Source organism: Streptomyces sp. NPDC024632, assembly GCF_055559175.1.
In genome coordinates this window covers 372,806-397,444 of record NZ_JBVHLD010000004.1, presented here as the reverse complement: position 1 = coordinate 397,444, position 24,639 = coordinate 372,806, and the positions used below count along the sequence as shown (strand labels likewise).

16 protein-coding genes and 1 pseudogene are annotated in these 24,639 nt (G+C 71.9%); 2 read left to right on the top strand and 15 right to left on the bottom strand.

Annotated features, from left to right (window positions below; genetic code table 11):
- Nucleotides 1-55: 55 nt before the first annotated feature.
- From ACZ37P_RS11215 to ACZ37P_RS11155, 13 genes and pseudogenes are all read right to left on the bottom strand, one after another.
- The gene (locus ACZ37P_RS11215) at nucleotides 56-1,063 is read right to left on the bottom strand and encodes a hypothetical protein (protein ID WP_467346138.1); all 1,008 of its coding nucleotides are present in this window, start codon (nucleotides 1,061-1,063) and stop codon (nucleotides 56-58) included.
- A 265-nt stretch (nucleotides 1,064-1,328) separates the two neighbouring features.
- Nucleotides 1,329-1,931 (bottom strand): annotated as a pseudogene (locus ACZ37P_RS11210) (RNA polymerase sigma factor); the annotation flags it as partial.
- A gap of 498 nt (nucleotides 1,932-2,429) precedes the next feature.
- Nucleotides 2,430-3,638 carry a glycoside hydrolase family 6 protein gene (locus ACZ37P_RS11205; protein WP_355346796.1) on the bottom strand — a complete coding sequence of 403 codons (1,209 nt, stop codon included), beginning with the start codon at nucleotides 3,636-3,638 and terminating at the stop codon, nucleotides 2,430-2,432.
- Nucleotides 3,639-3,827: 189 nt separating this feature from the next.
- Nucleotides 3,828-4,733 carry a carbohydrate ABC transporter permease gene (locus ACZ37P_RS11200; RefSeq protein WP_467346136.1) on the bottom strand — a complete coding sequence of 302 codons (906 nt, stop codon included), beginning with the start codon at nucleotides 4,731-4,733 and terminating at the stop codon, nucleotides 3,828-3,830.
- Nucleotides 4,730-5,626: a carbohydrate ABC transporter permease gene (locus ACZ37P_RS11195; protein WP_355346799.1), complete on the bottom strand. Its 897-nt coding sequence runs from the start codon at nucleotides 5,624-5,626 to the stop codon at nucleotides 4,730-4,732. The genes ACZ37P_RS11200 and ACZ37P_RS11195 overlap by 4 nt, the downstream gene beginning before the upstream one ends.
- Complete coding sequence (locus tag ACZ37P_RS11190) at nucleotides 5,626-6,933, bottom strand: ABC transporter substrate-binding protein (RefSeq protein WP_355346802.1); 1,308 nt, start codon at nucleotides 6,931-6,933, stop codon at nucleotides 5,626-5,628. The genes ACZ37P_RS11195 and ACZ37P_RS11190 overlap by 1 nt, the downstream gene beginning before the upstream one ends.
- 17 nt (nucleotides 6,934-6,950) lie before the next feature.
- Nucleotides 6,951-8,387, bottom strand: a complete 1,437-nt coding sequence (locus ACZ37P_RS11185; RefSeq protein WP_467346133.1) for an aldehyde dehydrogenase family protein — start codon at nucleotides 8,385-8,387, stop codon at nucleotides 6,951-6,953.
- Between the two features lie 541 nt (nucleotides 8,388-8,928).
- Nucleotides 8,929-10,110, bottom strand: a complete 1,182-nt coding sequence (locus ACZ37P_RS11180; RefSeq protein WP_391045781.1) for an ROK family transcriptional regulator — start codon at nucleotides 10,108-10,110, stop codon at nucleotides 8,929-8,931.
- 179 nt (nucleotides 10,111-10,289) lie between these two features.
- Nucleotides 10,290-11,570, bottom strand: a complete 1,281-nt coding sequence (locus ACZ37P_RS11175) for an alpha-L-fucosidase (RefSeq protein ID WP_467346131.1) — start codon at nucleotides 11,568-11,570, stop codon at nucleotides 10,290-10,292.
- Nucleotides 11,571-11,771: 201 nt separating this feature from the next.
- A complete protein-coding gene (locus tag ACZ37P_RS11170) occupies nucleotides 11,772-14,453 on the bottom strand; it encodes a glycoside hydrolase family 3 C-terminal domain-containing protein (RefSeq protein WP_467346129.1) in 2,682 nt (893 codons plus the stop codon).
- A 2-nt stretch (nucleotides 14,454-14,455) separates the two neighbouring features.
- Nucleotides 14,456-15,328 (bottom strand): carbohydrate ABC transporter permease, encoded by an 873-nt coding sequence (locus tag ACZ37P_RS11165; RefSeq protein WP_467346127.1) that lies wholly within the window; start codon nucleotides 15,326-15,328, stop codon nucleotides 14,456-14,458.
- On the bottom strand, nucleotides 15,325-16,326 hold the full coding sequence (locus tag ACZ37P_RS11160; protein ID WP_391045789.1) for a carbohydrate ABC transporter permease: 1,002 nt from the start codon (nucleotides 16,324-16,326) through the stop codon (nucleotides 15,325-15,327). The genes ACZ37P_RS11165 and ACZ37P_RS11160 overlap by 4 nt, the downstream gene beginning before the upstream one ends.
- 377 nt (nucleotides 16,327-16,703) lie before the next feature.
- Entirely contained in the window at nucleotides 16,704-18,008 is a 1,305-nt protein-coding gene (locus ACZ37P_RS11155; protein WP_467346125.1) for an ABC transporter substrate-binding protein, read from the bottom strand.
- Nucleotides 18,009-18,396: 388 nt separating this feature from the next.
- On the opposite strand from ACZ37P_RS11155, the gene ACZ37P_RS11150 reads away from it, so the two are divergent.
- Both ACZ37P_RS11150 and ACZ37P_RS11145 read left to right on the top strand, forming a co-directional pair.
- Nucleotides 18,397-21,450, top strand: a complete 3,054-nt coding sequence (locus tag ACZ37P_RS11150; protein WP_467346124.1) for a discoidin domain-containing protein — start codon at nucleotides 18,397-18,399, stop codon at nucleotides 21,448-21,450.
- Nucleotides 21,451-21,588: 138 nt separating this feature from the next.
- Nucleotides 21,589-22,641 carry a LacI family DNA-binding transcriptional regulator gene (locus tag ACZ37P_RS11145; protein WP_391045798.1) on the top strand — a complete coding sequence of 351 codons (1,053 nt, stop codon included), beginning with the start codon at nucleotides 21,589-21,591 and terminating at the stop codon, nucleotides 22,639-22,641.
- Between the two features lie 369 nt (nucleotides 22,642-23,010).
- On the opposite strand, the gene ACZ37P_RS11140 is transcribed toward ACZ37P_RS11145, so the two are convergent.
- Together ACZ37P_RS11140 and ACZ37P_RS11135 are read right to left on the bottom strand one after the other, a co-directional pair.
- Nucleotides 23,011-23,715 (bottom strand): 4'-phosphopantetheinyl transferase family protein, encoded by a 705-nt coding sequence (locus ACZ37P_RS11140; RefSeq protein WP_467346123.1) that lies wholly within the window; start codon nucleotides 23,713-23,715, stop codon nucleotides 23,011-23,013.
- Nucleotides 23,712-24,578, bottom strand: a complete 867-nt coding sequence (locus tag ACZ37P_RS11135) for a metallophosphoesterase family protein (protein WP_355341756.1) — start codon at nucleotides 24,576-24,578, stop codon at nucleotides 23,712-23,714. The genes ACZ37P_RS11140 and ACZ37P_RS11135 overlap by 4 nt, the downstream gene beginning before the upstream one ends.
- Between the last annotated feature and the right edge of the window lie 61 nt (nucleotides 24,579-24,639).

The following is a 24,639-nucleotide window of genomic DNA, read 5'->3' as shown; positions in this document are numbered from 1 at the left end:
GCGAGGGAACCCCGGTAAGCATGGCGTCCACTGTGCCGGATCGTCGCTCCGGAGGTCACCTCACGGTCGTCCCGTGGTCGTGTGTCGCGTTCTCGTCACTCTTTCCCTGCCCGGAGGAGTCGTCCGAGCCGGAATTCGACCCCGCGCCGGAGCCCTGCTCCGAGCCGGAATTCGACCCCGCGCCCGAGCCGGAGTCCTGGCCGGGGGCCGTGGCGCCCGGCGACGGCGGCGCGGACGTGCCCGGCCCGGTCGGCGCGCCCCCGGTGGGCCAGGTGTAGCCGTCGGTGTCGACGGGGTCGGTCGTGGCGGCCGGGGCGGACTGCCCGTGCGCGAGCACCCGGCGGCAGTAGTCGGCGATCCGCTCCTTGCGGCCCGCCTCCCCCTGGAGCCGGGCGACCAGCCACGGATCGGCGTGCCCGCCGTGCCGGGTGGCCTGCGTATAGCCGCGGCACAGCGCCTTGAGCACGGCCTGGTGGTTCCGGTCCGACGGCTTGTACGGGCCGGGGTGGTGCGGGGCACGCGGGTCGCCGTGCCGGTGTCCCCCGTCGTCCCCGGTGGGGGACGGCGAGGCGCCGCGGGGCGCGTCGGTGCCGGGCGCGGGCGGGGGGGTCGTGCGCGGTACGGCCGCCCCAGGTCCGTCGGCGGTCCCGCCGGCGCCACCGGCGGCGAGGGGACCCGCGTGGAAGGCGCCGCCGCGGAAGGGTCCGGGCAGCACGCCGGTCCCGGCGGCCACGGCGACCCCGCTCACCGCGAAGACCGCGACCAGTCCCCCGGCCAGCGCCTTCGCGGACCGCCCCGACACCACCAGCCGCCGTCCCTCGTCGGCGCCGCCGGTACGGCGCGCGGCCCGGAAGGCGGCCAGCGCGGCCTGTTCGCGCTCGGGGTCGACCTCGGTGTCCCCGGACGCGGCCGTCAGCAGCCGCAGCAGTGTGAAGAACCGGGCGTCGGCGACCTCGTGGAGGGTGCCGGGTTCGGCGGGGCACTCGCCCTTGGTGACGACGCTCAGCAGCCGTTCGGCGGTCACCGGGTCCGGCCAGGTGCCCACGTCACGTCCGTCGTCCATCTCACGCCTCCCCGGCATCGTCACCCACCACCTCGTCGGCGCCGCCGCGCCCCGGCCCGTCCGCGCCCGCGACCCGTCGGCGTCCGACGACCGCCGGCCCGCCCGAGTCCGTACACGCGATGTCCGTGCGCGCGGTTTCACCACGCGCGATGTCCTTACCTCCGGCGCCCGTACCGGCCGGGTCCGTGACGTCCGCGTCCGTAGTGCCGACCTCCCCGCCGGATTCCGCGGGCGCCACCGCGCGGCCGCGCGGCTCGCGGGCTCCGGCGCCCAGCTGTTGGGCGAGGCGGCGCAGGCCGCGGTAGGCGGCGGTGCGTACGGCGCCGGGGCGTTTGCCGAGGACGTCGGCCGCCGCGGGTGCGCTCAGGCCGATCACGACGCGGAGCAGGACGGCCTCGGCCTGGTCGCGCGGGAGCGCGGCGATCAGGGCGAGCGCGCGGGCGGTGGACAGATTGTCGAGGGCGGTGCCCGCGGAGTCGGGCACCGGGACCGGTTCGGCCGCGGCGGGGTCGAGGACGGTGGTGCGGGGGCGGGACTTGAGCCGGCGTACGTGGTCGAGGGCGCGGTGCCTGGCGATGGTGGCCGCCCAGCCGCGGAAGGCGGCGCCGTCACCGCGGAAGGCGTGCAGGTCGCGGACGATGTCGTGCCACGTGTCGGAGGCGATGTCGTCGGCGTCGTCGCCGACCAGGCCGCGCAGGTAGCCGAGCAGCATCGGCTGCACCTCGCGGTAGACGACGGTGAACGCGGCCTCGTCCCCGGCTCTCGCGCGGGTCACCGCGCGGCCGAGTTCCCCGCCGTCCGTCCCCGCGCGCCGTCGCGTACCGGCCCTGACCACCGCGTCCTCTTCGTACGTCGCGGCACCGCGCATCGTGCCCATGCCCCCGGAGCGGCCGGACCCCCGGGGTTGCCGTCCCGTCTCGTACAGCGTCGCGGCCCCGGCAGGTGTCACCGCGGACCCCGTCCGGCGCGGGACGGCTCGGCGGTGCGTCGTTCCGGGTGCGGGCGTACCGGGCCCGCGCCCGTGGGACCCGCGAACCGGCGGGCGCGGCCGGGAGGCGGACCGTACTGTGTGCGCGCCGGACCGTGCATACCGCCTCCGCTCAGCGAGCCGACCGCTCCCGGTGGGCGGTGCGTGGCTCTACTCCCCACAGCGCCCACAGCGGCGAAAGCGTCACTCGCGCCCCATACGCCACGACCGGCGGACGGTCGCCTTCCGGTCCACGGGAGCGGGCGGCGGCGGTGCGCGGGCTCGGGTGGGCGCGGGTGGGCGGCGGTCGGACGGACGGGGACGGGAAAGCGCACGGCCGCCTTCCCCGCCCTGCCGCGAGCGGGGAGAGCGCGGTGGCGGGGAAGGCGGCCGGCGGCATCAGTGCGGCAGCAGCGGCGGGTTGGCCCGGCGGACCAGTTCCAGCGCCTGCTGGGTGAACCACGCGCCCGCCGCCGGGTCCGCGTAGCCGCGTTCCGGGTCGTTCGGGCCCGCGGTGCCGCGGGTGCACTGGCCGTCGGACTCGCCCGGAATCTTCACCCAGAGCTTCGCGTCGGCCAGCGGGTCGCCGGTGTTCAGGGTCGGCCTGGCCCCGAGGCCGCGGCCGGGGGGATTGCACCAGTCCTGCGCGTCGGTGTAGACGCCGGACGGCGGGGTCCAGGGGCCCTGGCCGTTGCGGCTGGTGTCGGTGACGAAGTGCTTCATGGCGGACGGCGCGGTGTGCACGTTCGCGGTCAGCCAGGTCTGCGCGTCGTTGACCGGCCAGTACTGGTTGGGGCAGGCGGCGGTGTCGCCGCCGCCCGCCGCGTAGGCGAGGCAGGACGAGATGAGCTTGCCGTACCAGGCGAGTTCGCTGTCCGAGCGGTAGTTGGAGATGTTCAGGTAGAAGCCGGTGGCGTCGCCGACGCCCGCCTCCACCAGCCGGGGGACGATGTCGTTGACGTTGTGCCAGCCGCTGTGGCCCGCGTCCAGGTAGACCTTGGTGCCCGCCTGCGGCTCCAACGCCTCGACGGCGTAGTGGATTTCGTCGTAGCGCGCGGCCGTAAGGGTGCCCTGCGCGTCGTCGGCGCCGCAGTCGGACGGGAGCAGCGCCAGCGAGTCGGGTTCGAGGATCACCGTGGCGGGCTGCGCCCCGATGCCGCGTTTGACGGCGTCGATCCACGCCTCGTACTCGGCGGTGTTGGCGGCGCCGCCCGCCGAGTACTGGGCGCAGTCGCGGCCGGGGATGTTGTAGAGCGCGAGCACCGGCAGCGCGTGGCGGCGGGCGGCGTCGGTGACGGTCTTGTGGACCGAGCTCTCCACCTGGGCGGGTGTCCCGTCGCCGTACCAGACGGCCTGCGGGGTCAGGGTCATCGCCAACACCCCTGCCGCGTCCCGGAATTGCCCGTGCCGCAGCAGGTCCAGGATCTGCCGGTTCCCGTCCGCGTTGGCGGGCGGGGTGTAGAGCGCGGCGGGCGGGCGCGGGGCGGGGTTCGTGCCGTGACCGGTCGTCGCGTGCGCCGGGGCGACGGCGACGGCGGCCAGCGCGGCGGTGGCCGTGGCGGCGGTGACGAGCGTACGGGCGGTACGTGCGCGGACGCGTGCGGGCATGCGGGTGGACTCCTCGGTACGGCGGGACGGAGTGCGGGCGCTGTCCGGGCGACGCTGAGTGGGAGCGCTCCCATGAACGGCTAGGGGAATTAACTCCTCATAGCGCGGCGCCGTCAATCCCCTGTGCGGGCTTCAAGAAATGAAGCCCGCACAGGAGCGGGGACCCGGCACAGGCGCGAGCCAGGAACCCTACTTGAGCGCCCCCGTCACCAGATCGATTCGCCAGAACCGCTGGAGCGACAGGAAGAGCGCGATCACGGGAACGACCGACAGCAGCGTGCCGGTCACCACCAGCGAGTACAGCGACGCCTCGTCGGCGCCGTGCCGCAGCAGGCTGTACAGACCCACGGTGAGCGGGAATTTGTCGTCGCTGGTGAGCATCACGTACGGCAGCAGGAAGTTGTTCCAGATCGCGATGAACTGGAGCAGGAACACCGTGACCAGGCCGGGGCCCATCAGCCGCAGCCCCACGGAGAAGAACAGCCGGGCCTCGCCCGCGCCGTCGATCCGCCCGGCCTCCAGCAGCGAGTCGGGCACCGCGGCGGCGGCGTAGATCCGGCACAGGTAGATGCCGTACGGGTTGAACAACTGCGGCAGCAGCACGCCGATCAGACTGTCCGTCATGCCGGCCTTGGACAGCAGCAGATACTGCGGCACAGCGAGCAGGATCTGCGGCAGCAGAACTCCGGCGAGGATCGTGTTGAACAGCGCGGTACGGCCGCGGAAGGCGTATTTGGCCAGCGCGTATCCGGTGGCGGCGGAGACGAAGGAGGCGAGCAGGCCGCCGACCGCCGCGTAGAAGAAGCTGTTGAGCATCCAGCGCCAGAAGATGCCGTGCTGATAGTCCGTCAAGTCTCTGATGTTGCGCAGCAGTCCGAGGTCGGGCGAGGGGACGTAGGTGGCGGTGGAGAAGAGTTTGGTGCGGGATTTGGTGGCCGCGATCAGGATCCAGAGCGTGGGCACGACGCAGTAGAGCGCGCCGAGGACGAGCGCGGCGGTGGGGAGGAACGCGATGCGGGGGCGGGGGGCCGGGGTGCCGCGCTCCTGGCTCTCGCACGGCGGGGCGCCCGCGGGCGCGGTGGTCACGGTGGTCACTTGGCCTCCCGCTGGACCCGGGACTGGATGACGCGCGCGGTCACGAAGGAGACGGCGAGCGCGGCGACGGTCAGGACGACGGAGGTGGCCGCCGCCGCGTGGATGTCGGAGTTGCCGAAGGCGTCGTCGTAGATCTTCATCAGCGGCACCCAGGTGGAGGAGACGGCGTTGGACAGCGGCTTGAGGGTGTTGGGCTCGTTGAAGACCTGGAGCGCGGCGAGCACCGTGAACAGGCAGCACATCACCACCGCGGGCATGACCAGCGGCACCTTGATCCGCAGCACGATCTGCCACTCGGTCGCGCCGTCCAGCCGCGCCGACTCGTGGAGTTCGGCGGGCAGCGCGCGCAGCGCCGTGTAGATCACGATCATGTTGAAGCCGACCGCGCCCCACACCGCCACGTTGGCGACCGAGAAGAAGACCGCGGTCCGCCCGAAGAAGTCGACGTGGTCGCCGCCGATCGGGCTGGTGGCGGGCAGGTAGAGGAAGCCCCACATCAGCGAGGCGATCACGCCGGGGACCGCGTACGGCAGGAAGATCGTCAGCCGGGTGATCCGCTTGAGCCGGGTGCGTTCCATGTCGAGCAGCACCGCGAACAGCAGCGCGAGGAACACCGTCCCCGGCACGGTGATCGCGCCGAGCGCCAGCATCCGCGTGACACCCGACCAGAGGTCGGAATCCCCCAGCACGTCACGGTAGTTGGCCAGACCCGCCCATACGGTGTGGGTGCCGCCGCCGAGCAGCCCGCCGTTGACCTTGCGGCGCTGGAAGCTGAGCAGCAGCGCGTAGACCCCGGGGGCCACGACGAAGGCGGCGAAGAGCAGGACGGCGGGCAGGACCAGCAGATACGGGAACCGGCCGGTCCTGCGCGCGGTGGTCGTCTGACGCTCCATCAGCCGACCGTGAATCCGAGCTTCTTCATGTCCGCGACGGTGGCGCTCTGCATGGCGTCGAGCGCGCCCTTGAACGAACCGCCGCCCTGGAGCGCCTTGCTGAAGTTGTCGGTGTAGCCGGTGAAGGTCACGGTGACGTCGGGTCCCCACATCGGGAAGCTGCGCGCGGCCGGCGCGACCTTCTTGACCTGCGCGTAGAAGTCCGGCTGGTTCGGGAAGAACGCGGGCGCGGCCTGGAGCACGGGCAGCGAGCGGCCCGCGGTGGCGGCGGGATAGACGTTGATCTGCTTGACCTGCTCGGTGACCGCCGCGTCGTCGGTGTTCAGCCAGGACGCGAACGCGGCGGCCTCGGCCGGGTGCCGGGAGTCGCTGGTGACGGTGGTGGCGGAGCCGCCCCAGATGCCGGTGGCGGGGTCTCCGGCCGTCCACGCGGGCAGCGGCGCGACCGCCCACTTGCCCTTGGTGGCGGGCGCGATGCCGCCGATCTGCGCGGGCGCCCAGGCGCCGGAGATCCAGGTGAGCAGCGTCCCGTCGTTCATCTGCTTGTTCCACTGCGGGCTGAACGACGGATTCTTGGCGATCACGCCGTCGTCGACCAGGCCCTGCCAGTAGTCCGCGACCTTCACCGTGGGCGCGCCCGCGATGTCGACCTTCCAGGTGGTTCCGCTGGTGGTCCACCAGTCGGCGCCCGCCTGCTGCGCGAGGCCGGTGAACCAACCGGGGTCCGCCGCGTCGAAGTTGGTCAGATACGCCTTGGGCGCCTTGGCCCGCAGCGTCCTGGCCGCCGCCGCGTACGCGTCCCACGTCGTCGGTACGGCCAGGCCGTACTTCGTGAACAGGTCGGCGCGGTAGAAGAGCATCAGCGGGGCGACGTCCTGCGGGACGCCGTACACCTTGCCCTCGAACACCGTGCTCTTCAGGGTCGGTTGGTCGAATTTCCCGACGGTGTCCTTGGTGTACTCGGTGATGTCCCGCACGACGCCCTTGGAGACCAGCGCGGGCAACGACTGGTACTCGACCTTGGCGATGTCCGGACCGTTCTTCGCCTCGTGCGCGGTGATCATCTTGGCGACCAACTGGTCACCGCCCGCCGGGTTGGAGAGCTTCACGTGGATCTCGGGGTGCGCCGTGTTCCACTTGGCGACGACCTTGTCCATGTTCGGGTCCCAGTCCCAGAAGGACAGTTCGACCTTGCCCTTCCCGCTCGGCTCCTGGCCGGACTTCTTGTCCGATCCGCCGCCACAGGCAGCCGTCGTCACCAGCAGCCCTGCCGCCACCAGCACAACGGCGGCTCTTGTCCGTGTCACGCCCATGGGGTGGTTCCTCAGCTCTCGTCAGTGGCGGGCGCGGTGGCCCAGTCGGGAAGGTTCAACGGCGTGCGCTGGAGGCCGATCCACTGCCGCCGCGTGAAGCCGGGCATCTGGTTCTCCGCGCCGTGCCTGGCGTGCGCGTCGTTGACGTGCACCTCGCCCGCCGCGAGCCGCTCCGCGACGGACAGACCGCGGATCAGATCCCGCGTGAAGACCGAATTCATCAGCATGGGAAGGCCGTTGGTCAGCGCCACGGCCTCCTCCTCGGTGTCGACCACCGTCACCGGGATCACCGGCCCGAAGACCTCCTCCCGGAACGCGGGCATCCGCGGCGTCACCCCGGTCAGCACCGTCGGCCGGTAGAACAGCCCCTCGTACGTGCCGCCGGTCACCAGCCGCGCGCCCATCGCCAGCGACGGCTCCACGATCGTGCGGTGCAGCCGGTCGAGCTGCGCCCGGCTGATCAGCGGTCCCAACGCGTTCCCCGCGTCGAACGGGTCCCCCACCTTCAGCGCCGCCGCCCGCCGCACCACGGCCTCCACATACGCGTCCGCGACGGCCCGCTGCACGATGTGCCGACTGGCGCTGATGCACGTCTGCCCCTGGAACTCCAGCGACGCCACCATCGCGCAGTCCGCGGCCAGTTCCACATCCGCGTCGTCCAGCACCACGAACGCGTTGCTGCCGCCCAACTCCAGCCGGATGTCCCGCAACTCCCCCGCCGCCGCCCGGCTGATCGCCAGCCCCACCTCCCGCGACCCGGTGAAGTCCAGCATGTCCACCCCCTGATGCCGCGCCAACGCCCACCCGGCCTCCGGGCCCTCCCCCGTCACCACGTTCAACACCCCGCGCGGCAGCCCCACATGCTCGGCCGCCTCCGCCAGCACCTGCCCCCCGATCACCGGCGTCAGCTCCGCCGGTTTCAGCACCACCGTGTTCCCGAACGCCAACCCCGGCGCCACCGCCCGCATCGCCAGATTCATCGGGTAGTTCCACGGCGTGATCAGCCCCAGCACCCCGAGCGGCACCACCCGCGACAGCGACAGCTTCCCCGCCTTGTAGGGCGGCAGGATCTCCCCCGCGTTCTCGCTCACCTGCACCGCCGACAAGGCGAGCTGCCGCACGCTCGTCCCCACCTCGTCCTCGGCCTTCGCCCTCACCCCGCCCGTCTCCCGCATGCTCTGCTCGACCAGCTCCCCGAACCGGTCCTCCAGATACCGCCCCAACTCCCGCACATACCGGCCCCGTTCCGGCGCCGCCAGCCCCGCCCACCCCGGCTGCGCCGCCCGCGCCGCCGCCACCGCCCGGTCCACGTCCTCCGCCGCCCCCAGCGCGTACCGCCCGATCTCCCGCCCCGTCGCCTTCTCCTCCACCACCCCGCTCCTCCGCGACGCCGCCGCCACGAACTCGCCGTCGATGTACAGCCGACCGTCTCCGGGATGCGAGGGCATACGTTCTCCAAGGAAGGGGATAACGAAATGAGCCGCCTTTTTCTTGGACTTAAACTAAGTAGCGACCGATCACCGGTCAATCCGTCGCACACAACTTTTTCCCGGGCCCCACATCCCCCAGCCGATTCCCCACCAGCCCACCGCCCCGCCCCGCGGTTCGCCGCACGGGTGCCCCTGCACGAGGGGCTGCGCCCTTACGGCACCGCTGCGCGCCGGGGTTCGCCGGTGGGGTGCGTTTGCGTGAGGGGCTGCGCCCCTGCGGCACCGCTGCGCGGTGGGGTTCGCCGGTAGCCAGCGAGCCAAAGGCGGCGCCGGTGTCGAAAGGGAGAACGCGCACAGCGACCGAGGAACGAGGGAGCGAGCACGATCGACCGTCGACACCGGATCTAAGCCGCCGGAGGCGAGAGGGCGGCAAAAAAGGGGAAGGACGGTGCGCCAACGCAAGACGGCTCCCACCCACGGTTCACCGCCACGCTGAGCTCACCCAAGACCGCTCCCCGCCGCCGCGCCCCCGCACCACCGACCAGACGCGAACCGCCCCCTACCCCCCCGTCAACACCCCGTGCACCGGCAGCGTCGCCGCGCCCAGCGCCACCGCCTCCGGGCCCAGGCGGCCCAGTTCCACCGCCGTGCCCGCCGCCAGGTAGTCGAGCGTGTGGCGGCGCATCGCGTCGCGTACGGCGGGGAGCATCGTCGGGCCCATGGCGCCGCTGACCCAGCCGGAGAGGATGACGCGGTCGGGGCTGAGCAGATTGATCAGGTTGGCGATGCCGATGCCCAGGTACTCCGCGGTCCAGCGGACCGTGTCGGCGGCCGGGCCCGGCCGGGAGGCGGCGGCGACCAGCGCGGCGACGCGCGCCTCGGTGCCGACGCCGGGGAGTTCGGGGGCGCCGGGGATGCGCCCGTAGTGGCCGAGGATGGCGTCGGCGCCGACGTACGCCTCGAGGCAGCCGTGGGAGCCGCAGCGGCACGCGGCGCCGCCCGCCTCGACGACGGTGTGGCCCCACTCGCTGGTGGTGCTGGTGACGCCGCCGGGCGAGCCGGTGGCGACGGCGGCGCCGACGCCGACCGCGAGCAGCGCGACGATGGCGCGTTCGGCGCCCCGGCCCGCGCCGCGCCACATCTCGGCCTGGCCGAGCGTGCGGGCGCAGTTGTCGAGGTGCAGGGGCGCGGCGATGTGCGGCCTGAGCAGCGCGTCGAAGGGGACGTCCGACCAGCCGAGGGTCGGCGCGTGGACCGAGCCGTCGGGCAGGACGGCGCCGGGCACGCCGACGCCCACGCCGAGCAGGGTGCCGGTGTCGACGCCCGCCTTGGCGGTGACTTCCTCGATGCCCGCCGTCACGAGCCCGGCCAGCACCGCGGGGTCGGGCCGTCCGGTGTCCATCGGGTAGGTGGCGGTGGCGAGGGTGTCGAGCGTCCAGTCGAAGAGCCCGACCTGGACGTGGGTCTCGCCGATGTCGACCCCGGCCACCTGCCCGTATCCGGGCCGCACTTCGAGGAGCGTGCGGGGACGGCCGCCGTCGGAGTCGAGCAGTCCCGCCTCGGCGACGAGGCCGTCCGCGACCAGGTCGGTGACGACGTTGCTGACGGTGGCGGAGCTGAGCCCGGTGGCGCGCATCAGGTCGTAGCGGCTGGCGGGGCCGTGCAGATAGAGCCGGGTCAGCACCGATGTGCGGTTGTGCCGACGCAGGTCCCTCGTCGTCCGGCCCACGTCGCGCGTCACCGGGCTCCCTCCACGATGTCGGTCGGACACGGCACCCCCGGGAGAGCGCAGTACAGGGCACATAGTGCCAGATCACCCACTCTCCGCTTTGGGGAGCACTCCCCAGGAACCAAGACATCGGATGCTTACGGGTTAACTCACCCCTTCCCACCGACCCGCGACCGTCCTTGGACCACTCCTCACACCCGTCCCGTCCCCTGGTAGAGGTCGAGTTCGCCGTCCAGTTCCACGGCCAGCACGGTGGCGTGCTCGTCCACGTCGCCCGCCGAGGGCGCGTCGATCCACAGCACTCCCGGTACGTCGTGCAGGCCGCCGGTGACCTCGTGGCCGAGTTCGGCACCGGTGCCCACCACGGTCACGCGGCGTACGGCGTTGCGCAGGCCGCGCAGTGAGACCGTCTCACGCGGGGCGTCGAAGCAGGTCAGGTAGAGGGTGCGGCGGTCGGCGGAGAGGGTGCTCGGACCGTAGTGGTGGCCGGCCGGGAGTCCGGCGACGGTGCCGTAGACGGCGGCGGAGTGCCGGGCGATCCAGTCGCCGAGCCCTTCGAGGCGGGCCGCCTGCTCCGCGGTGATCGTGCCGTCCTCGCGCGGGCCGACGTCCAGCAGCAGATTGCCGCCCGCGCCGATCGTCTCGGTGAAGTAGCGCACGAGCTGGCCGACCGACTTCTGGTGGTCGTCGTGGCCCTGGTAGCCCCAGGAGTCGTTGACGGTCAGGCACAGCTCCCAGGGGCCGTCGGGGGCCTGGAGCGGGACGCCCTGCTCGGGGGTCGCGTAGTCGCCGCGGCTGAACATCCGGGCGTTGAAGACCGTCTCGGGGTTGACCGCGAGGACGGCGTCGGCCAGCGTGTCGATGCCCCACTGCTCCTCGGCGCGCTCCCACTCGCCGTCGAACCACAGCAGGTCGGGGCGGTACCGCTCGGCCAGTTCCACGACCTGGGCGTCGCGGTAGCCGAGGTAGCGCCGCCAGGCGGCGGGGTCCTCCGCGCCCGGTGCGGGGGCGCTGAGCGGGTTGTCGTTGACGGCGGCCTGGACCGGGTCGGGGTCGGGGTGCCGTACGGACGGGTAGTCGGGGTGCGACCAGTCGGAGTGGGAGTAGTAGAAGCCGACCTTGAGCCCTTCGGCGCGCAGCGCGTCGGCGTAGCCGCCGAGCAGGTCGCGGCCCGCGGGGGTGTCGCGGGTGACGGACAGGCCGTCCTCGCGGGCGGTGTCCCACAGGGCCACGCCGTCGTGGTGACGGGCCGTCAGCACGGCGTAGCGGGCGCCGGCGCGGGCGAACAGCCGCGCCCAGTCGTCCGGTTCGTACGCGGCGGCGGTGAACCCCGCGAGCTGTTTCATGTACCGCTCCCGGGTGACCTGCCCGGTGTAGAAGGACCACGACTCGGGGACGCCGTCGACGGCGTAGATCCCGTAGTGGATGAAGATGCCGAGCTTGGCGTCGGCGAACCAGGGCTGCATGGGCATGGGGCGCGTCCTCGCGAGACGATACATCGGATGTGTTGCCGGGACGCGTTGACCTTACGGTTCGCCGGTCCGGGCAATCAATCCCCCTCAGGATCCCTCAGGAACCCCCAGGCTCCACCGGATCAGGACCGGGCCGGAGTGTGCCCGGGGGACGCCCCCGACTGTCAGGTGAGGGGGGCGCCCCGGTCTCGGTGCGTTCTCTCAGAACGCCAGTGGCGCGGAGAGCGGCAGCCGGGCGGCCGTGGGCCCGGCGTACAGCGTGTACGGGGCCGGGCGGCTCCGCCAGCGTCCTTCCGCGGGTGACCACCGCTGGAACGACCTTGCTGCCACGTGAACTTCCGCCACGACATCCTCACCGGGCTCGGCCCGGACCGCGGTAAATCCGGCCAGTCGCGGTCCACCGTTGTCATAGTCGCCGTCGGGCCCGGTACCGAGGTAGACCTGGACGACCTCGCGGCCGGCACGCGCCCCGGTGTTGCGCAGCGCGACCCGTACCACGATGTCCCGTTCCCCGTCCTCACCTGCGGCTTCGCCGTGGCCCGAGGTCTCGTCCACCGCCTCGGGCACGTCGAGCAGCCGGTAGTCCCAGGTGGTGTAGCCGAGCCCGTGACCGAACCAGTACGCGGGTTCCGCGCCCGCCCTGCGCCACGCACGATGGCCGATATACGGCCCTTCCTCGTACGGCAGCACACCGTCTGCGGGAGTGGTGGACGGCAGGGGCGCGCCCTCGGCGAGTCCGGCCCAGGTGGTGGGCAGCCGCCCGCCGGGCTCGGCGTGGCCGAACAGTACGTCGGCCAGGCCGTGTCCGGCCTCCTGGCCGGGGAACCAGCTCAGCAGCACCGCGGGGACGCTCTCCCGCCAGGGCAGTTCGACCGGTCCGCCGGAGTTGACGATCACCACGGTACGGGGGTTGGCGGCGGCGACCGCGGCGACGAGTTCGTCCTGGCGGCCGGGGAGCGCGAGCGACGTACGGTCGAAGCCCTCGCTCTCGATCTCGTCGGTGGTGCCGACGACCACGACGGCCACGTCCGCGTCGCGGGCCAGCGCCACGGCCTCGGCGATCGACTCGTCCTCGTCGCGGCGCGGCGGGTCGGCGGCCAGCGCGACCGCGAAGCCGTCGTCCGCCTCCCAGTGCCGGGTGGCGACCAGCAGCAGTTCACCGCCCGCCGTCACCTGCCGGGACGCCACCCGGAAGGACGGTGTGACATGGACATATGTGGGGTCCCGCGATTCGGGCCGCACATAGGTGTCGATCAGCGTCTCGCCGTCCGCCCGCAGTGTGACCGCGCCGAGGCCGACGACGGCGAACCGCCACTCCCCCGTGACATCCGGTGTGACCAGGGCGCTGACCTCGACGGCCGCCGCGGTGGCGGCGAGTTCCGGCGCGTCGCCCGACTCCAGGATCCGGCCGCTGAGCCGGTGCTCGGCGTGGATCTCGGCGCCGTCGGCGGCGAGGTAGCGGACCAGGACGCCGGGTGCGCCGCTGCGCGGGTCGCGGGAGTTGCCGCTGTGCAGCGGGGTCGGGCGGGTGGTGAGGACGACGCCCTCGGCGTGCACGACCTCGGCGCCGTCGCCGACCGCGTCCCTGATGCCGTCGAGCGGCGAGACGACCTCGATCGGGAAGACGCCCGCGCTGCCGCCGCCCTGGACGCGCGCGGCGGCGGCGTTCGGGCCGAGTACGGCGATCCGCGGCGGCCCGCCGTCCGGACCGTCCTGGCCGCTCCTTCGTCGGGGGGCCGGGTCGAGCGGCAGCAGCCCGCCCTCGTTGCGCAGCAGGACGCTCGCGGCGGCGACCGCGCGGCGCAGCAGGGCGCGGGCGTCGTCGGACACGACCGGCGCGGCGGTCGGTGCCGTGGGGGTCGCTCGTGTTTCGCCGTGGGCTTCCAGGGGTGACAAGGTCCCCTGGAAGCCCTCCAGCGCACCGACCCGTGCGGCGAGCCGCAGGAATCGGCGGACCTTGTCGTCGATCACCGTCTCGGGCACCCGGCCCTCGCGGACCGCCGCCACCAGCGGCTCGCCCCACAGCGGGTGCGGCCCCGGCATCGCGAGGTCCTGCGGGGCGAGCGCCGACTCCTCGGTGGACCGGACCGCGCCCCAGTCGGAGACCACGACCCCGTCGAAGCCCCAGGTGCCCTTGAGCGGTTCGGCCAGCAGCGGGCTCTCGGACATGGTGACGCCGTTGACCGCGTTGTACGCGGACATCACCACCCACACGCCCGCGCGCACCGCGGCCTCGAAGGGCGCCATGTACACCTCGCGCAGGGTGCGTTCGTCGACGCGGGCGTCCAGCGTCAGGCGTTCGGTCTCCGAGTCGTTGGCCACGTAGTGCTTGGCGGTGGCCGCGACGCCGCCGGCCTGGACGCCGCGGATGTACGCGGCGGCCGTGCGTCCGGTGAGCAGCGGGTCCTCGGAGTAGCACTCGAAGTGCCGTCCGGCCGCCGGGGTCCTGTGCAGGTTGAGGGTGGGGGCGAGCATGATGTCGATCTGCTTGCGGCGGGCCTCCGCGGCGAGCAGACCGCCCAGTTCGGCGACGAGTTCCTCGTCCCAGCTCGCCGCGAGCGCGGTCGGCGACGGCAGGACGAGCGCGGTGTCGCGTTCGTCCCAGCGCTCGCCGCGTACGCCCGCGGGCCCGTCGGACACGCCCATCTCCCGCAGGCCGACGGCCGGTTCGCCCTGCGTCCTGAAGGAACTGGCGCCGGAGAGCAGCCGGACCTTGGCGGGGAGGTCGAGCTTGGCGACGAGCGCGTCCAACTCCGCGTCGGACGGGGCGGGTTCCGCCTCCGACGCGGACCCCGGCGCGGGCCCCGACCCGTTCCCCGACGCGGGATCGGACAGCGTCGCGGGCCCGGGAAGGGGCAGGGACTCGGACTCGGGAGTGATCATGGTCATCCCTTCATGGCCCCCTGCATGATGCCGTCCAGGATTTGACGGCCCATCAGCAGGAAGACCGCGATGATCGGCAGGCTGGAGACGAGCGCCCCGGTGAGCACCAGGGAGTAGTCCTGGATGTAGCCGCTGGCCAGTTCGGACAGCGAGAGCTGCACCGTGGGGTTCTGCTGGGTCATGACCACCTTGGGCCAGTAGAAGTCGTTCCAACTGGCCATGAAGGTGAGCATGCCGAGCACCGCCATCGCCGGGCGGGCGGCGGGCAGTGCGATGTGCCAGTACAGGCCCCGGGTCGTGCAGCCGTCCATCCGGCCCGCGTCGAGCAGTTCGTCGGGGATGGCCGTGACCAGGTACTGCCGCATGAAGAACACGCCGAAGGCGTTGGCGGCGGCGGGCACGATGAGCGCCTGGAGGTGGTTCGCCCAGTGCAGCCAGTTCGCCATCATGATGTAGAGCGGGATGATGCCGAGCTGGGTGGGGACCATCATCGTCGCCACCACGGAGCCCAGCAGCGGACTCCGGCCGGGGAACCGCAGCTTGGCGAAGGCGAATCCGGCGAGCGTGGAGGTCAGCACCACCGAGACGGTGACCGTGCCGGCCACGATCAGCGAGTTGACCAGGGCCAGTTGCATGTCGGCCTGGTCGAACGCCCGGCGCAGGTTGGACAGGAGGTGGCTGCCGGGCAGCAGCGCGGACGGCACCTGGCTGAGCGCGGCGTTGTCCCGCGAGGCGGCGACCAGCGTCCAGTACAGCGGGAAGACCGAGAGTCCGACGACGACGGCGAGCGCGACGTAGACGCCCTTGCCGGCCGAGAGCTGACGGTCCCGGCCGGATCGGCGGCGGGGGCGCTTGGTGAGCGGCAGGGTGGTCATGCGGCCTCGACTCCCTTCATGCGGCGGGCCAGAAGGAAGTTGACGGCGACGATCACGACGATGACCAGGAACATCGCCCAGGAGATCGCGGCGCCGTAGCCGTATTTGAACTTCCCCCAGAACTGGTCGTACGAGTACAGCGCCATCGTCTGGAACTGGTGCTGCGAGCCGCCCGCCATCGGGGTCTGGCTGGCGCTGAACAGCAGTGGCTCGCCGAACATCTGGAGCGCGCCGATGGTCGAGGTGATGACGGTGAACAAGATGGTGGGGCGCAGCACCGGGATGGTGATGGACCTGAACTGCCGCCACCGGCTGGCCCCGTCGATCGCGGCGGCCTCGTACAGCTCGAAGGGGACGGCCTGCATCGCGGCGAGGTAGATCAGCGCGTTGTAGCCGGTCCAGCGCCAGGTGACGATGGTGGAGATGCCGATCCAGGAGGACCAGGTGCCCGCCTGCCAGTCGGTGTGCGGGACGCCGAAGAGGCCGAGGAACCAGTTGACCAGGCCGAAGTCGCGGCCGAAGAGCTGGACGAAGATGATCGTGACGGCCGCGACCGAGGTGACGTTGGGCAGCAGCACGCCCATCCGGATGAAAGTGCGGCCCCGCAGGCGGTAGTTGAGCAGGTGGGCCAGGCCCAGCGCGAGCAGCAGTTGCGGGACGGTGGAGAGCACGCCGATGCCGAGGGTGTTGCGCAGCGCGTTCCAGAAGAACTGGTCGTGCAGCAGGGTGCGGTAGTTGTCGAGGCCGACGAAGGTGTGCCTGCTGCCGTCGGTGTCGGCCCGCCAGGCGGTGAGCGACACATACGCCGTGTAGAGCAGGGGGAACAGGCCGAAGACGCCGAAGACGAGGAAGAACGGCGAGATGTAGAAGTACGGCGACAGGCGCCGCTCGGCCCGGTGCCAGCGGGCCCCCTTGGCGGGGGCGAAGTCGGGCGCCGCCTTTCCGGGCGAGGGATTGTCCTGCGAGGCGGCGGGCGGGGTGCCGGTCGAGACGGCCATGCATCTGCTCCTGGTTGGTGGCCGGCGGGGGGTACGCGGTGGGCGGGGAGTGGGAAGGGTGCGCAACCCCCGCCGGCCCGTCGAGTGGCGCGAGCGGCCCGGAACGGGAACCTCGGGGCGGTCAGGGAACCGGAGGATCTGAGGACCTCACGTTCGGGGCCGGCTCCCGTCGTGCCCCACCGTCCGCGCGGCCCGCTCGGGACAGCGGCCCGCGCGGACGGCGGGATCCGGTGGCCGCCCGCCGCGATCCGGCGGCCACTTCGGTCCGGGAGTCCGGGCTCGGGGCCCGGCTCCGGGACGCCGGAAGGGTGGTGCCGGGACCGGCGGGTCATGGGCGGCGCGAGCGGCGCCCGGCACCCGTGCCCGCCGGCCGGGCACTACTCGCCGATGTTCTTGATCTCGGCGTTGGCGTTGCTCCACGCCTTGTCCACGCTCGCCTTGCCCTGTTCGACCGAGACCAGGGCGTTGCCGTAGATGTTGCCGATGTCGGCGCCGTGCGGGCCGAGCGGCTGCGGCTTCAGGTTCTTCGCGGAGTCGGAGAAGATCTTGCCGGTGGGCGCGCCGTTGAACATCGGGTCGGTGAGGTTCGCGATGTCGGGCGAGGTCCACAGTGCCTGGTCGGAGGGGAAGAAGCCCTTGTTCTTGAAGAGCCAGGCTTCCTGGGTGGGCGCGGTGAGCCACTTGGCCAGCTCGACGGCGGCCTTGGTGTGCTTGCCCTGCTTGGGCACCGTCAGATAGGAGCCGCCCCAGTTGCCGCCGCCGCCGGGGATGGTGGCGATGTCCCACTTGCCGCCGTCGGCGGGCGGGTTGGCCTTGAACTCGTAGCTCATCCAGGCCGGGCAGGTCACGGTGGCGAACTGGCTCTTGCGGAAGCCGGTGTCCCAGGCGGGGGTGAAGGCGGCGATACCGGCCGACTCACCGTCATTGATGGCGCCCGCGACCGTGTCGAACGCCTGCTTGACCGCCGGGTTGGACGCGGCGACGACCTTGCCGTCCGCGTCGTAGAACGCCTGCGGCGCTTGGGCGGTCATCGCGGAGAAGACATTGCTGCCCGCGTCGAACCACTTGACCTTCTTGTCCGGGCTCTTGGCGAGGAACTGCTTGCCGGTGGAGAAGTAGGAGTCCCAGCTCGACACCAGCGAGGAGACGGCCTGCCGGTCGGTGGGCAGCCCGGCCTTCTGGAAGAGGTCGGCGCGGTAGCAGAGCGCCATGCCGCCCATGTCGGTGCCGAGGCCGAAGAGCGAGGAGCCGTCCCGGCTGGAGGCGGGGGCGGTCTTGGACGGCACCCACTGGTTCTTGTCGACGCCCTCGTCCAGGAAGTTGACGAATTTGCTCGCCTCGGACTGGAAGCCCGCGACCTGGCCGATCTCGATCGCCTCGATGTCGGCGGTGCCGCTGCCCGCGACCAGGTGCGCGTGCAGGTTCTGGTGGTGGGCGCCCAGGTCGGCGCGGTTCTCCTTGATCGTGATGTTCGGGTGGAGCTTGTGGTACTGGGCGTAGAGGTCCTTGTAGCCGAAGTCCGAGAACAGGTTCACGGTGAGCGTGGTCTTGGCGTTGGCGTCGTCGCCGGAACCGGACTTGGACGTCGAGTCGCTTCCGCAGCCGGTGGCCAGGAGCGCGGCGGCCAGTACGGCGCCCCCTCCCGCGAGCCACGTCCTGCGTCTGTTTCCTGTGTCGCTCATGGGGACTTCCTCGGATTTCTCGGTCTCTGGGCGGACGGGCGGGGCGGCCGGAGGGACCCCGGGGCAGGCAGGAAAAGAACGCTTGGAGAGCGCTCTCCCAATGCCGGTACATTCACGCCCCGCACGGGCGTGTGTCAAGACCCGGTACTCCGATCCGCACCGGATACGCACGTTCCGACGGTGAACAGACCTGCCGATTCAGGATGTTAGAGGGCATAACGATCGGGACATGTCGTCATCTCGTGTCCGATGCCTTGACACCCCGGAAACCGGGACGCAACCATCTGCCCACTGAGAGAGCGCTCTCCCGAATGCTCCATGCCCCGGAACCCGCCGTCCCGGAGAGCCGCACCCTCCCTCCCTCACCTCCCCCCGCAGGAGAATCGGCATGAGAGCCTCACACTCACCGACCGCCCGGTTCAGATCCCTTCCACCGTCGCTGCGCGCGGCCCTTCTGGTGCTCCTCGCCATGGGCCTCGCGCTGTACGCGCTCGCCGTCCCCACCACGGCCGCGCACGCCGCCGACACCCTGCTCTCGCAGGGCAAGCCCGCCACCGCGTCCAGCACCGAGGGCGCCGGTTACCCGGCCTCCGCCGCGGTCGACGGCGACGCCGGCACCCGCTGGGCCAGCGCCTGGAGCGACCCGCAGTGGCTCCAGGTCGACCTCGGCGCCACCTCCACCGTCAGCAAGGTCGTGCTGAACTGGGAGAACTACGCGACGGCGTACCAGATCCAGGTCTCCGACACCGGCACCGGCGGCTGGACGACGATCTACTCCACGACCACCGGCACCGGCGGCACCCAGACCCTCACGGTCAGCGGCACCGGCCGGTACGTCCGGATCAACGGCACCGTGCGCAACAACGGCTACGGCTACTCGCTGTGGGAGTTCCAGGTGTACGGCACCGCGGGCTCCGGCGGCACGGGCGGTACGACCGGCGGTGACAACGGCGGTACGGGCACGCCGCCGCCCGGCAACTGGACCACGGTGTGGAGCGACGACTTCACCGGCGCGGCCGGCACCTCGCCCAGCGCCGCCAACTGGATCACGGACACCGGCACCGCCTACCCCGGCGGCCCCGCCAACTGGGGCACCGGCGAGGTCGACACCGCCACCAACTCCCCCGCGAACGTGGGCCTCGACGGCAACGGCCACCTCAACCTGACGGCCCTGAAGTCGGGTACGGCCTGGACGTCCGGCCGGATCGAGTCCAAGCGGACCGACTTCGCGGCGCCCGCGGGCGGCCAGCTCCAGATCTCCGCCACGCTCAAGCAGCCGGATCCGGCCAAGGCGCTGGGCTACTGGCCGTCCTTCCGCGCGATGGGCGCCGCCTTCCGGGGCAACCCCGGCGCGTGGCCGGCCGTCGGCGAGAGCGACATCATGGAGAACGTCAACGGCCGTTCGCAGCTCTCGGCGACCCTGCACTGCGGCACCGCGCCCGGCGGCAACTGCGACGAGTACAACGGCAAGACCAGCGGTCTGGCCACCTGCTCCGGCTGCCAGACCGGCTACCACACGTACTCCGAGATCATCGACCGCACGAAGTCCGACGAGCAGATCCGCTACTACCTCGACGGCAAGCAGATCTGGCAGGTCAGCGAGTCGCAGGTCGGCGTCGCGACCTGGGAGGCGGCCGTGCACCACGGCGTCTTCGTGGACTTCAGCCTCCGGATCGGCGGCTCCTACCCCAACTCCGTCTGCGGCTGCACCTCTCCGGCCGCCGACACCTCCTCCGGCGGCGCGCTGAGCATCGACAACGTGACGGTCTCCCAGATCGCCGCGGGCACCGTGCCGACCCCGCTCACCGACCCCCCGGTGCCGACCGGCGCCAGCGACGTGCACGTCACGGGCGGCCAGGGCAACTGGAAGCTGACCGTCAACGGGGCGCCGTACACCGTCAAGGGCATGACCTGGGGTCCGTCCAACGACACGGCGAACGCGCACATGCGTGACCTGAAGGCGATGGGCGTCAACACCGTGCGCACCTGGGGCACCGACGCGGGCACCAAGCCGCTGCTGGACGCCGCCGCGCAGTTCGGTCTGAAGGTGGTCAACGGCTTCTGGCTCAACCAGGGCGCGGACTACGTCAACGACACGGCGTACAAGACCAACACGCTCAACGACATCAAGAACTGGGTGACGACGTACAAGAACCACCCGGGCGTGCTGATGTGGGACGTCGGCAACGAGGTCATCCTCACCACGCAGGACCACTACTCGGGTGCCGCGATCGAGCAACAGCGCATCGCCTACGCGAAGTTCGTCGAGCAGGTGACGCAGGCGATCCACACGATCGACCCGAACCACCCGGTGACGTCGACGGACGCGTGGACCGGCGCGTGGCCGTACTACAAGCAGTACACGCCGTCGCTCGACCTCTACGCGGTCAACTCCTACGGCGCGGTCTGCAATGTGAAGCAGGACTGGATCAACGGCGGTTACACCAAGCCGTACATCGTCACCGAGACCGGCGAGGCCGGCGAGTGGGAGGTGCCGAACGACGCGAACGGGGTGCCCACCGAGCCGACGGACATCCAGAAGCGGGACGCGTACCTGTCCGCGTGGAACTGCATCTCGGGCCACACCGGGGTGGCACTCGGCGCCACGATCTTCCACTACGGCAATGAGAACGACTTCGGCGGCGTGTGGTTCAACGTCCGCCCGGCGAGCTGGAACCGGATGATGTACTACTCGGTGGCGAAGGACTACGGCGGCACGCCGCAGGCCAACACCCCGCCGGTGATCAGCTCGATGACGGTCGGCAACAGCGGTTCCGTCCCGGCAGGCGGCACCTTCGACGTCTCGGCGTCGGCGACCGATCCGGACGGCGATCTGATCCGGTATCAGCTCATGTACTCCACCAAGTACGTGGACAGCGGGACCGGTCTGCAACAGGTCACGTTCACGCAGACCGGCGACGGCAGGTTCACGGTGACCGCGCCCAAGACGCTCGGGGTGTGGAAGGTGTACGTGTACGCCTTCGACGGGCACGGGAACGTCGGTATCGAGACCAAGTCGTTCCGCGTGGTGGCGCCGACGGTCGGCGGTACGAACGTGGCGCTCGGCAAGCCGACGACCGCGTCCTCGTACCAGCAGACCGGCAACGGGGCGCCGTTCCCGCCGTCGAACACCACGGACGGGCGCTGGGACACCCGGTGGGCGACCGACTGGACCGACGCGCAGTGGCTGCGGGTCGACCTCGGGCAGACCACCGCGATCAAGCACATCCAGCTCGGCTGGGAGTCCGCCTACGGGAAGTCGTACCAGGTGCAGGTGTCCAACGACGGCAACACGTGGACGGACATCTACAGCACGACCACCGCGACCGGCGGCGTGGAGACGTTCGACGTCAACGGGTCCGGCCGCTATGTGCGGCTGAATCTGACGCAGCGCGGCACGGCCTACGGGTACTCGCTGTACGAGTTCGGGGTGTACGCGTGACCCGGGTGACCGGGGCGCGCGGTTGAGACCGGGGCGGGGCGCGGCGGGCCTGTGGGGGGCCGCCGTACCCCGCCCCATCTGCGTGTTGTCCGACCAGGACTTAGGGAGAGCGCTCTCCGTGCGTGGTATAACTGGACCATGACGAGCAGCCGTCCTGCCGGGCCCCGCCTGCCCACACTGGAAGACGTCGCGCGGTCCGCCGGGGTGTCGCGGGCGACGGTGTCCCGGGTGGTCAACGGGACGCGCAATGTCGATCCGGAGATCCAGAAGGTCGTCCAGGAGGCGGTCGAGGCGACCGGGTACATCCCCAATCGCGCGGCCAGGTCACTGGTCACCCGGCGTACGGACTCGGTCGCGCTGGTCTTCTCCGTGCCCGACCACCACGCGGCCGACGACCCCTTCCTCGGGCAGGTCTTCAGCGACCCGTTCTTCGGCCGGATAGTGGGCGGCCTGCTCACGGTGCTGCGCCCGCGCGGCGTGCACCCCTTGCTGATGCTCGCCGACTCCGAGAAGGCGCGGCGCTCGCTGGTGCCGAATCTGCGGCAGGAGCACATCGACGGCGTGGTGCTGGTGTCGATCGCGCCGGGCGACCCGCTGCCGTCCCTGCTCACCGAGGCCGGGCTGCCGACCGTGCTGTTCGCCCGGCCGGCCACGCCGATCCCGATCAGCTTCGTGGACGTCGCGCAGCAGGCGGGCGCGAAGCTCGCCGCCGAGCACCTGCTGGCCCGCGGCTGCCGCCGGATCACCACGATCGCGGGCCCGGCCGACTCCCCCGCGGGCCAGGACCGCCTCGCGGGCTTCCGCGAGGCGATGGCCGAGCACGGCTACGCGTACGTCCCCAGTGTCGAGGGCAGCTTCACGCAGGAGGGCGGCGAGCGGGCGATGAAGCAGTTGCTGTCCGAACAGCCCGACACCGACGGCGTGTTCGTCGCCAACGACCTCATGGCCCAGGGCGCCCTTCTCGTCCTGCGCGACCACGGCCGCCGCGTGCCCGACGACGTGGCCGTCATCGGCTTCGACGACAGCAGCGCCGCCCTGTCCTCCCGCCCCCTGCTCACCACCATCCGCCAGCCGGTCGAGGACATGGCCGCCGAAATGGCGAAACTCCTGATGGCCCTCATCGACGACCCCGCCCAGCAGACCCGCTCAGCGATCTTCAAAACAACCCTGATCCCCCGCGAATCCGCCTGACGGCGGAGGTCATCAACCGCGCCCGCCCCCACCCCCCGCAGCGGACGGCGCCCGCGCCCGCCACGATTCCGCCCGACGGCGCAGCCCGTTGAACGCCCACCGGCGCTCGGTACCGACACTCCGCCACGCGGCGCCTGACGGTGCAGGTCGTTTGGCGTCTGCCCGGACTTCGCCGCCCGGCAGCTGTCGCACGGAAGCCCAGCGGCGGTACGCCTGGCGGCGGAGGCCGTTGGGCGGATCGGGGCGGGGGGTCGGCGGGGTTGGGGCGCTGGCTCGGCGGACGGGGCGCCTTGGCGGAATTCCGGGCTGGGCCGCCAGGCCGCGCACGGGTCCGGTGCGCGAGGTGCTGGGGCCGGGGTGTCGCGGGGGTCAAGCGGCAGGCGTAGCGGTTGGGTTGGGGACGACGATCGCCGTGGTGACGAGGCCGTTGCGGGTGGTCCAGCGGCCGGTGAAGATGTCGGGGCCGATGTTCTCGGCGAGGAGGGGGCCGGGGATCAGGAGGCGGGCGGTGTAGCCGCCGCGGTCGGGGGCGTCGGGGTCGCGGGTGAAGAGGAGTTCGGCCTCCTCGAAGCCGAGCATCTTGCGGTGGAAGGGATACCACGCCTTGTAGACGGTCTCCTTGGCGCTGAACAGCAGCCGGTCCCAGTGGATTTCGGGTGCTTCCTCGCCCAGCCGCTCCAGCGCGGCGGCCTCCGCGTCGGTGGCGGTGACGACCTTGAGCACCCCCTCGGGCAGCGGTCCGTGCGGCTCCGCGTCGATGCCGAGGGTGTGGACGTCGGAGGTACGGGCGACCGCCGCGGCACGGTAGCCGTCGCAGTGGGTGATGCTGCCGACGACGCCGGTCGGCCAGACCGGCGCGCCCCGGTCGGGGTCGCGCGGGATCGGCCCCGGCGCGATCCCGAGCCCGGCCAGCGCGGCGCGGGCGCAGGCGCGGCCCGCCGCGTACTCGGCGCGGCGCTTGGCGACCGCCTTGGCGACGGCCGCGGCCTCCTCGGGGAAGAGCGGCGCACTGTCGAGCTCCGCGCCGTACACGGCCCGTGAGCGGACGGCGGCGGGCAGCAGGTGCTCGATCACCGGCGGACGCCCTGACGTCCGGCCAGTATCCGCCGCGGCCCCGCGGGCCCGGTGTCGCGGCGCCCCCACTCGCGCGGGTAGCCGAGCGAGACCTCGGTGAAGCGGACGCCGTCGCGCCACATCACGCGCGGGATGTGCAGATGCCCGTAGACGACCTCGGCGGCCCGGAAGCGGGTGTGCCACTGCTCGGTCCGCTCGGTGCCGCACCACAGCGCGAACGACGGGTAGCGCAGGATGCGCGTCGGATCGCGGTGCAGCGGGAAGTGGTTGGCCAGCACCGTCGGCAGCGCCGGGTCCAGCGCCTCCAGGCGCGCCTCGGTCTCGGCCACCCGGACCCGGCACCAGTCGTCGAGGCCCGGCAGCGGGTCGGGGTGCAGGAACCGCTCGTCGTTGCAGATCACGCCGAGGTCCCGCGAGTGCGCCAGCGCCTCTTCCTTGGTGGTGGCACCGGGCGTGCCGTCGCGCCACGTGTAGTCGTACAGCAGGAACATCGGCACGACCGCGACCGGTCCCCGCTCGCCCTCCCACAAGAGGTACGGGTCCTCGGGCGTGATGACGCCGAGGCGGCGGATCTCCTCGACCAGGTGGCGGTAGCGGGCCTCGCCGCGCAGTTGCACCGGGTCGTCCGGCGGGGTCCACAGCTCGTGGTTGCCCGGCAGCCAGATGACGGTGGAGAAGTGCTCCTTGAGCGTGCTCAGCGCCCAGATGATGTCCTCGGAGTTCTCGGCGACGTCTCCGGCGACGATCAGCCAGTCCTCGTCCGTCCCCGGCCGCAACTGCTCCACGATGAGGCGGTTGGCCGCGTAACCGACGTGCAGGTCACTGATCGCGAGTAGCTGCGCCCCGCTGTCGGGGCCGGTCAACGTGCGTCAACTCGTCCGCTAAGTGGTGTAGGCACGCGATCGATTGTCCCAGACGGCGGCG

Excerpts from the sequence above, each read along its gene's own strand:
- ACZ37P_RS11160 (WP_391045789.1), bottom strand. The coding sequence starts at position 16,326 with ATGGCCGTCTCGACCGGCACCCCGCCCGCCGCCTCGCAGGACAATCCC.
- ACZ37P_RS11215 (WP_467346138.1), bottom strand. The coding sequence starts at position 1,063 with ATGGACGACGGACGTGACGTGGGCACCTGGCCGGACCCGGTGACCGCC.
- ACZ37P_RS11145 (WP_391045798.1), top strand. The coding sequence starts at position 21,589 with ATGACGAGCAGCCGTCCTGCCGGGCCCCGCCTGCCCACACTGGAAGAC.
- ACZ37P_RS11150 (WP_467346124.1), top strand. The coding sequence starts at position 18,397 with ATGAGAGCCTCACACTCACCGACCGCCCGGTTCAGATCCCTTCCACCG.
- ACZ37P_RS11165 (WP_467346127.1), bottom strand. The coding sequence starts at position 15,328 with ATGACCACCCTGCCGCTCACCAAGCGCCCCCGCCGCCGATCCGGCCGG.
- ACZ37P_RS11170 (WP_467346129.1), bottom strand. The coding sequence starts at position 14,453 with ATGATCACTCCCGAGTCCGAGTCCCTGCCCCTTCCCGGGCCCGCGACG.
- ACZ37P_RS11195 (WP_355346799.1), bottom strand. The coding sequence starts at position 5,626 with ATGGAGCGTCAGACGACCACCGCGCGCAGGACCGGCCGGTTCCCGTAT.
- ACZ37P_RS11155 (WP_467346125.1), bottom strand. The coding sequence starts at position 18,008 with ATGAGCGACACAGGAAACAGACGCAGGACGTGGCTCGCGGGAGGGGGC.
- ACZ37P_RS11205 (WP_355346796.1), bottom strand. The coding sequence starts at position 3,638 with ATGCCCGCACGCGTCCGCGCACGTACCGCCCGTACGCTCGTCACCGCC.
- ACZ37P_RS11175 (WP_467346131.1), bottom strand. The coding sequence starts at position 11,570 with ATGCCCATGCAGCCCTGGTTCGCCGACGCCAAGCTCGGCATCTTCATC.
- ACZ37P_RS11185 (WP_467346133.1), bottom strand. The coding sequence starts at position 8,387 with ATGCCCTCGCATCCCGGAGACGGTCGGCTGTACATCGACGGCGAGTTC.